The sequence below is a fragment of the Candidatus Allofontibacter sp. genome (assembly GCF_038145245.1).
Lineage (GTDB): Bacteria > Pseudomonadota > Alphaproteobacteria > Pelagibacterales > Pelagibacteraceae > Fontibacterium.
In genome coordinates this window covers 1-13,877 of sequence record NZ_JAYQPI010000021.1, presented here as the reverse complement: position 1 = coordinate 13,877, position 13,877 = coordinate 1, and the positions used below count along the sequence as shown (strand labels likewise).

Annotated in this window: 10 protein-coding genes and 2 tRNA genes; 8 read left to right on the top strand and 4 right to left on the bottom strand. The window is 29.5% G+C overall.

The genetic code is table 11. From position 1 onward, the window contains the following. Together AC8IGH_RS03705 and AC8IGH_RS03700 are read left to right on the top strand one after the other, a co-directional pair. A tRNA-Leu gene (locus AC8IGH_RS03705) sits at positions 1 to 87 on the top strand. 10 nt (positions 88 to 97) lie between these two features. After that, positions 98 to 463, top strand: a complete 366-nt coding sequence (locus tag AC8IGH_RS03700) for a hypothetical protein (RefSeq protein WP_507419370.1) — start codon at positions 98 to 100, stop codon at positions 461 to 463. Between the two features lie 2 nt (positions 464 to 465). Here the strand turns inward: AC8IGH_RS03700 and AC8IGH_RS03695 are convergent, their stop codons facing one another. Together AC8IGH_RS03695 and glnA are read right to left on the bottom strand one after the other, a co-directional pair. Beyond that, on the bottom strand, positions 466 to 2,403 hold the full coding sequence (locus AC8IGH_RS03695; RefSeq protein WP_507419369.1) for a DNA gyrase/topoisomerase IV subunit B: 1,938 nt from the start codon (positions 2,401 to 2,403) through the stop codon (positions 466 to 468). A gap of 111 nt (positions 2,404 to 2,514) precedes the next feature. Further along, positions 2,515 to 3,924: a type I glutamate--ammonia ligase gene (gene glnA, locus AC8IGH_RS03690; RefSeq protein ID WP_507419368.1), complete on the bottom strand. Its 1,410-nt coding sequence runs from the start codon at positions 3,922 to 3,924 to the stop codon at positions 2,515 to 2,517. A gap of 153 nt (positions 3,925 to 4,077) precedes the next feature. On the opposite strand from glnA, the gene AC8IGH_RS03685 reads away from it, so the two are divergent. After that, a complete protein-coding gene (locus tag AC8IGH_RS03685; RefSeq protein WP_507419367.1) occupies positions 4,078 to 5,565 on the top strand; it encodes an NAD(P)H-hydrate dehydratase in 1,488 nt (495 codons plus the stop codon). A 244-nt stretch (positions 5,566 to 5,809) separates the two neighbouring features. Here AC8IGH_RS03685 and AC8IGH_RS03680 read toward each other — a convergent pair whose 3' ends face one another. Continuing rightward, positions 5,810 to 6,433, bottom strand: coding sequence for a glutathione S-transferase (locus tag AC8IGH_RS03680; RefSeq protein WP_507419366.1), 624 nt, complete (start codon positions 6,431 to 6,433; stop codon positions 5,810 to 5,812). Positions 6,434 to 6,556: 123 nt separating this feature from the next. Here AC8IGH_RS03680 and AC8IGH_RS03675 point away from each other — a divergent pair. The 5 genes from AC8IGH_RS03675 (at position 6,557) to lon (ending at position 12,646) form a co-directional block, all read left to right on the top strand. Then, positions 6,557 to 6,640 (top strand) — tRNA-Leu (locus tag AC8IGH_RS03675). Between the two features lie 8 nt (positions 6,641 to 6,648). Beyond that, positions 6,649 to 8,115: a trigger factor gene (tig, locus tag AC8IGH_RS03670; RefSeq protein ID WP_507419365.1), complete on the top strand. Its 1,467-nt coding sequence runs from the start codon at positions 6,649 to 6,651 to the stop codon at positions 8,113 to 8,115. 26 nt (positions 8,116 to 8,141) lie between these two features. After that, positions 8,142 to 8,756: an ATP-dependent Clp protease proteolytic subunit gene (locus AC8IGH_RS03665; RefSeq protein ID WP_507419364.1), complete on the top strand. Its 615-nt coding sequence runs from the start codon at positions 8,142 to 8,144 to the stop codon at positions 8,754 to 8,756. A 113-nt stretch (positions 8,757 to 8,869) separates the two neighbouring features. Further along, complete coding sequence (gene clpX, locus AC8IGH_RS03660; RefSeq protein ID WP_507419363.1) at positions 8,870 to 10,153, top strand: ATP-dependent Clp protease ATP-binding subunit ClpX; 1,284 nt, start codon at positions 8,870 to 8,872, stop codon at positions 10,151 to 10,153. An 81-nt stretch (positions 10,154 to 10,234) separates the two neighbouring features. Further along, the gene (gene lon, locus AC8IGH_RS03655; RefSeq protein WP_507419362.1) at positions 10,235 to 12,646 is read left to right on the top strand and encodes an endopeptidase La; all 2,412 of its coding nucleotides are present in this window, start codon (positions 10,235 to 10,237) and stop codon (positions 12,644 to 12,646) included. A 2-nt stretch (positions 12,647 to 12,648) separates the two neighbouring features. Here the strand turns inward: lon and AC8IGH_RS03650 are convergent, their stop codons facing one another. Beyond that, positions 12,649 to 13,476, bottom strand: a complete 828-nt coding sequence (locus AC8IGH_RS03650; RefSeq protein ID WP_507419361.1) for a sulfite exporter TauE/SafE family protein — start codon at positions 13,474 to 13,476, stop codon at positions 12,649 to 12,651. Positions 13,477 to 13,877 lie beyond the last annotated feature (401 nt).

Genomic DNA, 13,877 nt, shown 5'->3' with positions numbered 1-13,877 from the left:
GCCCTCGTGGTGGAATTGGTAGACACAAAGGACTTAAAATCCTTGCCCTTTTTGGGAGTGCCGGTTCAAGTCCGGCCGAGGGCACCACAATTAGTTTATGAGAGTCTTATTTATTCTTTTAATGTTAGTATCTTGTTCTAAAGATGTAAAAGTTCCATTTGTTAGTAAAGATCCGCCAAAACCAATTAATGTAATAATTGATAATGAGTTTGATATTACATATTCATTATCTACATTAGCAACGCAAAGTAATGATGTTTGTCAAATGTCTTTAGAAATTAAAAATATTTCTAAAGAAGAAAAAAGAAATTCTTTATCTATAGAGGCTTATTCATATGCAGATAAAAAATATGAAGGTTTTGTAGTAGAAAAAAGATCAAAACCTAACGAAACTGTAAATTCTAATGTTAAATTTAATGGAATAAATTGTGGAGATATTAGAAAAATAAATTTTTATAAATAATACTATAAGTCTATATTTTTAACTCTTGGTGCGTTTTCTTCTATAAATTTAAGTCTTAAATCAGCATTTTTTCCCATAATATTTGAAATTAATTTGTTTGTTTTTTTATAGTCGCTAGTTGGAACATTTACTCTAATTAAAGATCTAGTTTTAACATCCATTGTTGTTTCTTTTAATTGTTGAGCCATCATTTCACCTAATCCTTTAAATCTACTAATTTCAATTTTAGATCCTTTTTTAAGATTTTTTAATAATTTGTCTTTTTCAATATCGTTTCGCACATAATAAATTTGATTTGATATAGTAAGTTTATAAAGTGGAGGAACAGCAAGATATAAATGTCCATTTTTAATTAAATTTGGCATTTCACAAAAAAAGAAAGTTAAAAGTAAACTTGCAATGTGATCACCATCAACATCAGCATCAGTCATAATAATTACTTTTTCATACCTTAAATCTTTATCAACATACTTTTCTCTTCTTTGACAGCCGAGCGCTTGAAGCAAATTAGATATTTCAGTGTTTGCTAATATTTTTGCAGTATTAGAATTCCTAACATTTAATATTTTTCCTCTAAGAGGCAGAATGGCTTGAAAATTTCGATCACGCGCTTGTTTTGCAGAGCCTCCTGCAGAATCTCCCTCTACTATAAACAATTCAGTTCCTTCGACTTTTGAGCTAGTACAATCCGCTAGTTTTCCAGGTAAGCGTATTTTTCTTGTCGCGCTTTGTCTTCCAATATCAAGATTTTGATCAAGTAAATTTTTTTCTCTTATTTTTCCCTCAATAAAAGTGAGAATAGAATTTGATGCTTTTGGATGTTGGTTAAACCAATCTTCAATCGACTTTGCTATAGAAGTATCGCAGTATTTTTGAATATGGGCTGAAGATAATCTTGATTTAGTTTGCCCCTCAAATTCTGGATTATTAATAAAAACTGAAAGAATATAACTTGCATTAGATAGTATTTCGTCAGCACTCGCACTTGCTACTAATTTGTTGTTTTTAAACTTTGCAATTTTTCTTATGGATTTTGCAACACCAGATCTAAAACCTTGTTCGTGAGTTCCTCCATTTGTAGTTAATACTGAATTACAAAACGAAATTTTAAACTCAGAAATTTCATTATGCCATTGAATTGCAAATTCAAACTTTCCTTTGTCGTCATCAAAAATATCTTTATAGTGACAAGTTTTATCATTAATTTTAGTATAATTTTTAGTTTCACTATCTAAATATTCAATAATACCATCCGGAAAAAAAAGTTTTGCATTATTAGGAATATCATCTTTTCTGTTTATTAATGACCTGTCACATTCCCAGTGTATTGTAATACCCTTAACTAAATAAGCTTTGCTTTTGCAAAGATTGTATAATTTGGTTGGAACAAAACTTAGTTCTTTTCCAAAGATTTCTTTATCAGGAACAAATGTAACTTGAGTTCCATTTTTAATTTTAGATTTTCCTTTTTTAGATAGTTTATTTAAGGGTTTTCCTTTTGAGTAATTTTGTTCAAAAATAGTAGAGTTTTTAAACACTTCTATTTTTAATTTTTCAGATAAGGCATTTACCACAGATAGGCCAACCCCATGCAATCCTGCAGAGGTAGAATAAGTTCCTTCTTTAAATTTTCCACCCGAATGTAGAGTTGTCATAACTATTTCAAGTGCAGTTTTATTTTTTTTGGGGTGCTTATCTAAAGGAATTCCTCTTCCATCATCTGTCACTGTTAAAGATTTGTCTTTATTTAGTTTTACGTAAATATTCTTTGCATGCCCTGCCGTCACCTCATCCATCGAATTATCAATGATTTCTGTTGCGAGGTGATGGAATGCAGTCTCGTCTGTGCCTCCAATATACATTCCCGGTCTTTTTCTGACCGGCTCTAGACCTTCTAGGATTTCAATATCTTTTGCAGAGTAATTATTATTTTTTACCACAAAGAAAGCATTAGATTAATTTACAAAAAAATATAGGCGTAAATTTTATTTTAATTAAAAAAAACCCCGTATTTTTTAGATACGGGGTTTTTAAATTTTAAGATATTATGATTAGCAACTGTAATACATTTGGTATTCAACTGGATGAGGAGTGTGCTCCATATTATACACTTCCGTCATTTTTAACTCGATGTAAGCATCAATCTGATCATCAGTGAACACTCCACCAGAAGTTAAAAAGCCTCTGTCTTTATCTAAGTTTTCTAAAGCTTCCCTTAAAGAACCGCAAACCTGAGGAACTCCTTTAAGTTCTTCAGCAGATAAAGAATATAAATCTTTATCAAAAGGTTTTCCTGGATCGATTTTATTTTTAATTCCATCAATACCAGCCATTAACATAGATGCAAAAGTTAAGTATGGGTTTCCAGCGGCATCTGGAAATCTAACTTCAACTCTTTTTCCTTTTGGACTAGAGCTAAAAGGTATTCTGCAGCTTGCTGATCTATTTCTTGCAGAGTAGGCAAGAATTACCGGAGCCTCAAATCCAGGTATTAATCTTTTGTAGCTGTTAGTAGTTGAATTAGTAAAAGCATTTAAAGCCTTTGCATGCTTAATAATTCCGCCAATATAATAAAGACACTCTTGAGAAAGACCTGCATATTTATCTCCCGCAAAAAGTGGTTTACCAGATTTCCAAATAGATTGGTGACAATGCATACCAGATCCATTATCTCCCTTAATTGGTTTAGCCATAAACGTTGCAGTTTTTCCAAATGAATGAGCAACCATTTGAACTGCATATTTATAAATTTGCATATTGTCAGCGTTACGTACCATTGTATCGAACATCGTACCTAATTCATGTTGCGAAGGAGCAACTTCATGATGATGTTTCTCAACTTTAACGCCCATATCTTTCATTGCTTTTAATGCTTCAGCTCTTAAATCTTGACAGCTATCAACTGGAGGAACTGGGAAATAACCACCTTTAACAACCGGTCTATGACCCATATTTCCATTTGGATATTCTTTATCACCATTATAAGGACCTTCATTACTATCAACTTGAAAAGAGACTTTTTGCATAGTGTTAGAAATTTTAACATCGTCAAAAATAAAAAATTCTGGTTCCGGTCCAAAATATATTGTGTCGCCAATTCCAGTAGTTTTTAAATAGGCCTCAGCTTTTTTTGCAATAGATCTAGGATCTCTCTCATAGTAATCTTTTTTTATAGGATCCATAACATCGCAAAATATAACCAGAGTATTATGCGAAGTAAAAGGATCGACAAAAGTTCTAGATAAATCTGGTTTTAAAATCATGTCAGATTCATTAATTGCTTTCCATCCAGCAATTGATGAGCCATCAAAAAAAGTTCCATCATTTAAAAAATCTTCGTCAATAGTAGTTAAATCCTGAGTCATATGTTGAAGTTTTCCTCTAGGATCTGTAAATCTTAAATCAACAAACTCTATCTCTTTCTCTTTAATTAATTTTAATATGTCTGATGCAGCACTCATTAATTTCTCCCTGTTTTGATTATTAATCTTGTTAATATTTATTTATTTTAGATGTACTATAAATATAAGCAATAAATTCCATTGTTTTTTAGTTATGTCAGGTATGCATAATAGTATTAATAAAAAATTAAACTGTAGATTGTTTTTTTGTAAATGATTTTAAACTCATCAGAAATCAAGATTATAGAACAAAAAGAATTTAAATTGAGAAAAAATTCTTATTCATTAATGCAATCTGCAGGAGAAAAGTGCGCAGATTATATGTGCAATAGAATATCAAAAAATAAAGAATTTTTTGTAGTTTGCGGTCCAGGCAATAATGGAGGAGACGGATTTGTTATTGCAGAAAGACTTTTACATAAGGGTTATAAAGTAAAAACTTTTTTAGTTCTCCCAATAAAAAATAGAAAATACGATAATTATAGAGCTTTTAAAAATCTTAATTGTAAAATTTTTAATTTAAAAGAATTAAATAAGGAGCTTAAAAAAAAGACAAATCCAGTTATTGTTGATTGCATTTTTGGCACTGGATTAAATAAAAATGTTAACTTAAGTATAAAAAAAGTAATTAAAGTAATTAATAAAAAAAAATCTTTTGTCATTTCAATTGATATTCCGACTGGAATAAACAGCGATAACGGCAAAATCATGGGAGAAGCGATTAAAGCTAATTTAACATTAGCTCTACATTGCAAAAAAGTAGGGCACGTACTTTTTCCAGGCTTACATTTCTCTGGTCAAATAAAAATTTTAGATATTGGTATTAGAAAATCTTTAAATAAGATCGTAAATAATAAGATTAAAGAAAATAGTCCAAAACTGTGGATTAATAAAAGATTTCCTTGGAAAAAATATAATTCTCATAAATATTCTAGGGGTAAAGTTTATGTATATGGATCTTTAAAAAATTACATAGGTGCTTCATTATTATCATCAAGCGCTGCTATTCGTTGCGGAACAGGGTCGGTAACAATTGTTGTTAATAAAGATACCATAGATAGATACAATCAAAGTTTTTTTTCACTATTAAAAGTTGAAATTAATTCTAAAGATGCGTTAAGAAATCTTTTAAGAAATTCTTTAATAACATCTTTTCTTATAGGTCCAGGAGCAGGAGTTAGTAATGAAACAATTGAAAATACTAAGTTAATATCTAAATTTATTAGCAATGTAGTCATAGATGCGGATGCTATAACTTCATTTTCTAATAATCCTAGGGAATTATTTTCGATTTTAGATAAGAATAAAATTATTACTCCGCATGAAGGAGAATTTAATAGAATTTTTCCAGATATTAAAGATGTTAAGAACAAAATTGAAAAATCTATAAAAGCTGCAAAAAGAGCAAATTGCATTTTAGTATTTAAGGGTCCTGATACGATAATTGCATCTCCAGATGGAAAAGTTTGCGTTAATACTATTTCTACCGAAGAATTAGCAGTGATTGGCTCTGGGGATGTTTTAAGTGGTATTATTACAAGTTTAGTTGGTAAAAATAAAATGCCAGCATTTTATGGAGCTTGTGCTGGAGTATGGTTACATTCCTATGCTGCAAGAATGATTAAAAAAGGTCTGATAGCAGAAGATATTATTAAAAAATTACCCAAAGTATTAGAAGAATTAAATAAGAAATATAGTTAATTTTATTATTTAATTTTTGAAGGGACTACTTTGTTATTTTCATACTTTGGAGGAATATAGTTTAGACCTTTGGGTTGAACGCTCATAAATCTGAAATAAATTAAGGAACAAATTAAAAGCAAAAGACTAATTAATGACAAAGTTATTATAGGAAATTTCTTATTAATTTTTTTTGTTAAACGAAAAAGTAAATAATAAATTATAAACGGAAGAATTATAGCAGAGATAATTATTATGTAGCGTGTCATTTTAATTCTTTTCTTGCTTCTAATAACCAGAGCTTAATCTCTTTCATATTTAATAGAGTGTTTAGATATTTTTTTAAAACGAATGATAATTTTATATTATAAATTTTAAATCTAAACATTATTGGTGCGTACATTGCATCAGCTATAGAAAAATTTTTAAACAAATAAGGTCCTTTAGATTTTATAAGACAATTTTCGATAATTTTTTTAGTTCTAAATATTTCAGCTAATGTTTCTTTATTATTTTTAAATTTTAGATTTTCTTTTAAAAAATTCATACTTAAATTTTTTCTTAGGTTAGAAAAACCGCTGTGCATTTCAGAACAAATATTTCTGGCCATTATTTTATTGATATTATTTTTTGGCCATAAATTTTTGTTTTTAAATTTTTCAGCCAGAAATTCACAGATTGATAACGAATCCCATATTTTTATATTTCCGTATATTAGGCAAGGCACTTTTCCAGAAGGTGAAAATTTTAAAATATTTTTTTTAGTACTTTTATTTCTTAATTTAATATTAATTTCATCAAATGGAATATTAAAATATTTTAACACTAACCATGGTCTTAGAGACCATGTTGAATACATTTTATTACCTATTACTAGTTTGAAATTCATAATCAGATTTGCTTTTTATATAAGCAAATCCTATCCTTTTGCATCTTAAATTCTATAAATAAATCCTAGAAAGCATTTAATATTATAGCTATATTCGCCATTCGAAATTTAAATAATATTAAAGCGGGAGTGGTGGAACGGTAGACACGCCAGTCTTAGGAACTGGTATCGAAAGATGTGAAGGTTCAAGTCCTTTCTCCCGCACCATGTAGTATATGAAAGTAACTATAGCAGAATCTAAAGGTTTAAAGACCAATCTTAATGTTTTAGTCAAAAAACAAGAGATAGATAAAAAAATAGAAGAAAGAATTATTGAATTACAAAAGACCGTTAACATAAAAGGCTTTCGACCAGGAAAGGCGCCAGTAGATTTATTAAAAAAACAATTTGCACAAGCTTTATATGGAGAAGTTTTAGAAAAAATTTTACAAGACAATACTTATCAAGCGCTCAATGATAATAAAATTAAACCAGTTAGTCAGCCTAAGATCGAAATTAAATCTTCAGGGGAAGATAAAGATTTAGAATACATAATTTCTGTAGAAAAAACTCCAGATATCAAAAAAATTGAATTAGAAAAAATAACATTAACTGATTATAAATTAAAAATAGAAAAAAAAGACTTAGACGATAGAATTAATTTATTAGCAGAGGGTCAAAAAAAATATGTTAATAAAAAAGAAGGCGAAAGTTCTATCAAAGGTGATTTAGTAGTTTTTAATTTTGAAGCTACAGTTAATGGCAAAGCATTCGAAGGAAACAAAGGCGAAAAAGTTCAAATTATTTTAGGAAAAGAACTTTTTATTAAAGGGTTTGATGAGCAACTATTAACATGCAAATCTGGTGATAAAAAAGAAGTTAAGATTAATTTGCCAGAAAATTATCCAAATAAAGAATTAGCAAATAAGACGGCTATATTTAGTTGCAAAATATTAGAAGTTAAAAAGTCAGAGTCAGTAGTTATTGATGACCAATTTGCAAAAAATTTAGGAGCAAAAGATTTAAACGATTTAAAAGTTTTATTAGAAAAACAACTGTCGAAAGAACAATCTTCAATAACTGAAACAATTATAAGAAAAGAAATTTTAGATTATTTAGATGAAAATTGTAAGTTTGATCTTCCAGAAGACTTAGTAAAAAATGAACAAGAAATTGTTAAACATAGTTTTATTCATGAAAAAGCACACAAAAATGAACCTCACGATGACCATAAACATGGGCATGATCATTCAGATATAAAACTTACTAAAGAAGAAGAAAACGATATTTTAGATATTTCAAAACGCAGAGTAAAGTTAGCTTTAGTATTAAATCAAATTGGAGAAGATTATAAAATTCAAGTCACAACACAGGAACTTCAGCAAGAACTACAAAAACAAATGAGCATGTATCCTGGACAAGAAAAACAGATTAGAGATTATTATCAAAAAAATCCTTCTGAAATTACAAGACTTAGAGGACCAGTATATGAAGATAAGATTGTTGAACTTGTTAAATCAAAAGCTAAAATTACAATCAAAGAAGTCAATAAAAAAGAATTAGAGGAACTTGTAAAAGATTTATCGTCTAATCTTAAGTCTAAGTCAGCAACTAAGTCAGCAAAGAGTGTAGTCGATAAATCAAAAAAAGATACAAAATCAGAGGATAAATCAAAATCTACAAAAAAGATTAGTAAAAAATAAACAAAGACTGTAGAATCTGATTCTCTATGAACAATCAGATTGATATTCAAATGAATACTCTTATTCCTATGGTGGTTGAGCAAACCAGTAGAGGAGAAAGAGCTTATGATATTTATTCAAGACTATTAAAAGAGCGAATTATTTTTTTAGTTGGCCCAGTAAATTCTCATGTTGCAAGTTTAGTTTGTGCTCAGTTACTTTTTTTAGAGTCTGAAAATCCAAAAAAAGAAATTTTTTTATATATTAATAGTCCAGGTGGAATAGTTACTGATGGACTTGGAATTTATGATACGATGCAATATGTTAAATCTCCCGTTTCAACAATTTGTATTGGACAGGCAGCTTCTATGGGGTCATTTTTATTAGCTGCAGGAGAAAAGGGTCATAGATTTTCTTTGCCTAACGCGCGAATAATGGTTCATCAACCTTCAGCAGGTTTCCAAGGTCAAGCAACCGATATTCAAATTCATGCAAATGAGATTTCTTATGTAAAAAAACGTCTAAACGAAATTTACTCTAAGCATACAGGCAAAGACGTTAAATCAATTCAAGAAGCTTTAGAGAGAGATAAATTTATGAGTCCAGAAGAAGCGAAAGATTTTGGTATAATTGATAAAGTTGTCGAAAAAAAAGCTGATTAGTTGCAGTTTATACATATTTTACTCACATTAAATGTAGATTTGATTCAACTTAGGCTTGCTTTTAAGAGCAAGTCATTGTTTTATAAAACCTTACTGATTCGATCATTTTAAACATGGCTAAAGATAATAAAAACACTCTGTATTGTTCCTTCTGCGGAAAAAGTCAGCATGAAGTTAGAAAACTTATAGCCGGACCTACAGTTTTTATATGTGATGAATGTGTCGAGCTATGTATGGACATCATCAAAGAAGAAAATAAAAGTAATTTTGTTAAAGATGATGCCGGAGTTCCAACACCAAAAGAAATTTGTAAAGTTTTAGATGAGTACGTTATTGGACAAGATAAAGCAAAGAAAGTTTTATCTGTTGCAGTACACAATCATTATAAAAGATTAAATCAAGATTCTAAAAGCAGTAAAGATGTTGAAATCTCAAAATCTAACGTTTTGCTTATCGGCCCAACAGGTTGCGGTAAAACTTTATTGGCACAAACTCTTGCAAAAATTTTAGATGTGCCATTTACTATGGCTGACGCTACCACGTTAACGGAAGCTGGTTATGTTGGAGAAGATGTTGAAAATATTATTTTAAAATTATTACAAGCCGCAGATTATAACGTTGAAAAAGCTCAAAGAGGAATTGTCTACATAGATGAAGTTGATAAAATTAGTAGAAAAACGGAAAATCCTTCTATTACAAGAGATGTTTCAGGTGAAGGAGTTCAACAAGCTCTTTTAAAAATTATGGAAGGTACAATTGCGAGTGTTCCACCTCAAGGTGGAAGAAAGCACCCGCAGCAGGAGTTTTTGCAGGTTAATACAACAAATATTCTTTTTATATGCGGAGGAGCTTTTGGAGGATTAGAAAAAATAGTTTCATTAAGAAGCAAAGGAACTGCAATGGGCTTTGGTGCCACAATTAGAGAGCATGATAATAAAAATACAGGTCAAATATTAAAAGAGTTAGAACCAGAAGATTTATTAAAATTTGGATTAATACCAGAGTTTATAGGAAGACTCCCAATCGTTGCAACGTTAGAAGATTTAAATGATGAAGCTCTAATTAAAATTTTACAAGAACCTAAAAATGCTCTTCTTAAACAATATGCTAAACTTTTTGAAATTGAAGGAGCTAAGCTTACATTTACAAAAGATTCTTTGTCGGCAATTGCTAAAAAAGCTTTGATTAGAAAAACAGGAGCGAGAGGACTTAGATCAATTTTAGAAGATATTTTACTTGAAACAATGTTTGAACTTCCTTCACAATCTAATATTAGTGAAGTCGTGATTAATAAAGATGTCGTTGAAGGAAAAATAAAACCGCTTCTTACATACTCAAAGAAAAACAACCAAACATCTGCTAGTGCGCCATTAAATAAAGAGAGTAAAATAGGCTAGTTATTCACAGTTGAAATAAGATTTAAAGTCCCCATATAGAGTTATGCTTGTTAAATACTTAACAATTATTATTATAAATTTATGGAAATTAAAGAACCTCAAAAAAACAATCAAAGCCAATATCCTGTTTTACCTTTAAGAGACATTGTTGTTTTCCCTGGAATGGTGGTTCCTCTTTTTGTTGGAAGAGAAAAGTCTATTAATGCTCTAAATAGTGTAATGGATAAGTACAAAAAAATTATCCTTGCAGCGCAAAAAAGTCATGACGTTGATGATCCAAAAGATAATGAAATTTATCAAGTTGGTTGTTTAGGTGAAATATTACAATTATTAAAGCTTCCAGACGGAACAGTTAAAATTTTAGTAGAAGGAAAAGAAAGAGTAAAAATAAATCAATATCACAATGAAGAAAAAAATTTTTTACTAGCTTCTTGTTCGACATTGGCAGATGATCTTGGCAAGGAAGACTTATCTTTATTGTCAAAAGCAGTTCTTAATAAATTTGATAAATTAGTTAAAGTTTCAAAAAAAGTGTCAGAAGAGGGACTTGAGACAATTAAAGATACAAAAGAACCTTCAAAAGTTGCTGATGCAGTCGCAAATCAATTGCAAATTAGTTTAGTAGAAAAACAAAAAATTTTAGAGAATTTATCTGTACAAAATAGACTTGAATCTCTTTTAACATTTATTGAAAGTGAAATTGAAGTTTTATCTGTTGAGAAAAAAATTAGAGGTAGAGTTAAAAATCAAATGGAAAAAACTCAAAGAGAATATTATTTAAATGAACAGTTAAAAGCTATTCAAAAAGAATTAGGCGAAACCGAAGATGGTAAAGATGAAATTCAAAATTTAGAAGAAGCTATTAAAAAAGCCAAAATGACAAAGGAGGCTGAAGAAAAATCTTTAGCTGAATTAAAAAAATTAAAATCAATGAGTCCAATGTCAGCTGAGTCCACTGTAGTTAGAAATTATTTGGATTGGATGGTTTCTTTACCTTGGGGAAAAACTTCTAAGGTGAATACCGACATTAATAACGCAAAAAAAATTCTAGATGAAGATCATTATGGTTTAGAAAAAGTAAAAGATAGAATTTTAGAATTTTTAGCAGTTCAAAGCAGAATTAATAAAATTAAAGGTCCTATACTTTGTTTAGTGGGAGCGCCAGGAGTTGGAAAAACTTCTTTAGGAAAGTCTATTGCTAAAGCCACAGGCAGAGAATTTGTAAGAATGTCTTTAGGTGGAATTAGAGATGAAGCTGAAATAAGAGGACACAGAAGAACTTATATTGGTTCTTTGCCAGGAAAAATAATTCAGATGATGAAAAAGTCTGGAAAAAATAATCCTTTAATTTTATTAGATGAAATTGATAAAATTGGTAATGATTATAGAGGAGATCCTTCATCAGCATTATTAGAAGCGTTAGATCCTGAACAAAACACGACATTTAACGATCATTATCTTGAAGTAGATTATGATTTATCTAATGTAATGTTTGTTACAACTGCAAATACTCTAAATATTCCTGGTCCATTATTAGACAGAATGGAAGTAATTAGAATCTCTGGTTACACAGAAGATGAAAAAATGGAAATAGCTAAAAAATATCTTTTACCAAAACAAATTAAAGAAAATGGATTAAAATCTGGTGAGTGGTCAGTTTCTGATGAAGCTTTAAAAGGTATTATTAGATACTATACAAGAGAGTCAGGAGTTAGAAGTTTAGAAAGAGAAATTTCAAAATTAGCAAGAAAAGGGGTTAAAGACATTGTTACAAAAACTAAAGATATAATTAAAATTGATGAAAAAAATCTAAATGACTATCTTGGAGTTAAAAAATTTAAGTATGGGGAGATTGAAAATAAAGATGGAACAGGAATTGTAACAGGCCTTGCTTGGACTGAAGTTGGAGGAGAGTTATTAACTATAGAGTCTGTGATTATGCCTGGAAAGGGCAAGATGGAGATTACTGGTAAATTAGGAGAGGTGATGCAAGAGTCAGTTAAGGCTGCAAAATCATTTGTAAGATCTAGATGTTTAGAATACGGAATTATACCCCCTGTTTTTGAAAAAAAAGATATACATATTCACGTACCTGAAGGTGCCACACCAAAAGATGGACCGTCAGCAGGCATTGCGATGGTAACTTCAATTGTTTCTTCTTTAACTGGAATTTCAGTTAATAGAGAAGTCGCAATGACTGGAGAAGTGACCTTAAGAGGAAGAGTTCTTCCAATCGGTGGACTAAAGGAGAAATTATTAGCTGCACTTAGAGGAGGAATTAAAACTGTTTTAATTCCGGATGAAAATGAAAAAGATTTAGCTGAAATACCTAAAAATGTAATTGAAGGTTTAAAGATTATTCCAGTTAAAACTGTTGATGAGGTATTAAAAATTGCTCTAACTAAAACTTTGACACCAGTAGATTGGGTTGAGATTGATCTTTCGCAAACTCAAAAAGGAAATGAACTTCCAAGTGAAAGACCTGTTAATTAAAACTATTTAATATTTAAATATTCAATAAAACTTCTTATAGAAATTACTATTAAGTAAATCCCAAAAATTTTTGTAATTAAATTTCTACTTACTTTATGAACAACTCTAGCTCCAAAAGGAGCCATTAACATTGTTACTGGAACGAAAACTAAAAAACCTGCTAGATTAAAATAACCAAAGCTAAATGGAGAATTAACCTTAGCAAAAATTGCTCCACTTGAAATCATGCTAACAGTACCGGAAATTGCAATCAAAATTCCAATAGCTGCAGATGTTCCAATAGCTTTTCGCATGTCATAACCAAATAATCTCATAAAAGGCACCGATAATGAGCCTCCACCTATGCCTAAAGGCACTGAAATAAAACCAATAAAATTACCAATTATAATTTTATAGATTTTTGGAATGTTTCTTTCTGTTTCCTCTAATTTTGATTTTAAGAATAAAAAAAATAAACCTACTAAAAATGCAAATATTGAAAAAAATAAAACCAAATTTGCCGTTTTTAGATTTGAAGCTAAGAATGTTCCAATAATAACTCCTACAACAATATAAATACCAAAAGATTTAATTAAACCAAAATCAACAGCATTAAATTTCATATGTGTTCTTGTCGACATAATTGAAGTTGGAATTATAATTGCAAGTGATGTTCCTAAAGCCAAGTGCATTTTAGTTTCCATTTCAAAATGAAGAAATGTAAATGCATAATATAGTGCTGGCACCATTACTAAGCCACCTCCCACACCAAGAAGACCTGCCATGAATCCTGCAACAGACGCTGCTATCATCATTACAATTAAAAGATAGAAAATTTGTGACCAATCCATAAAAATTGATTAATTTATATATTTTTAGTTAATAAATAATAGTTAATATTCAAAAATGAAAATAATTAAAAAATATTGGTATATAATTCCTCTATTATTAATAATTTGGTATTTTTATCCTAGTGATTATCTAAAAAACTGCGTAAGTGATTTCAAAAATAAACAGACATTCTATAAAAATCAATTCGCTGACCAATATGGTTTAATTACTTGTTCAAAGATTAAAAAGGACGATCTAAATACATTTAACCTTTTAAAAGGAAAAGTTTTCTCAAAAACTACTGCATTTAAAAAGTATTTACCTAAGTAATTATTATTTTCACTTTCACTAATTATTGTTATACAAGATTTTTTATATTTAGGGCGATTAGCTCAGTTGGTAGAGCATCTCGTTTACACCG

Excerpts from the sequence above, each read along its gene's own strand:
- AC8IGH_RS03700 (WP_507419370.1), top strand. The coding sequence starts at position 98 with ATGAGAGTCTTATTTATTCTTTTAATGTTAGTATCTTGTTCTAAAGAT.
- glnA (WP_507419368.1), bottom strand. The coding sequence starts at position 3,924 with ATGAGTGCTGCATCAGACATATTAAAATTAATTAAAGAGAAAGAGATA.
- AC8IGH_RS03685 (WP_507419367.1), top strand. The coding sequence starts at position 4,078 with ATGATTTTAAACTCATCAGAAATCAAGATTATAGAACAAAAAGAATTT.
- AC8IGH_RS03680 (WP_507419366.1), bottom strand. The coding sequence starts at position 6,433 with ATGAATTTCAAACTAGTAATAGGTAATAAAATGTATTCAACATGGTCT.
- tig (WP_507419365.1), top strand. The coding sequence starts at position 6,649 with ATGAAAGTAACTATAGCAGAATCTAAAGGTTTAAAGACCAATCTTAAT.
- AC8IGH_RS03665 (WP_507419364.1), top strand. The coding sequence starts at position 8,142 with ATGAACAATCAGATTGATATTCAAATGAATACTCTTATTCCTATGGTG.
- clpX (WP_507419363.1), top strand. The coding sequence starts at position 8,870 with ATGGCTAAAGATAATAAAAACACTCTGTATTGTTCCTTCTGCGGAAAA.
- lon (WP_507419362.1), top strand. The coding sequence starts at position 10,235 with ATGGAAATTAAAGAACCTCAAAAAAACAATCAAAGCCAATATCCTGTT.
- AC8IGH_RS03650 (WP_507419361.1), bottom strand. The coding sequence starts at position 13,476 with ATGGATTGGTCACAAATTTTCTATCTTTTAATTGTAATGATGATAGCA.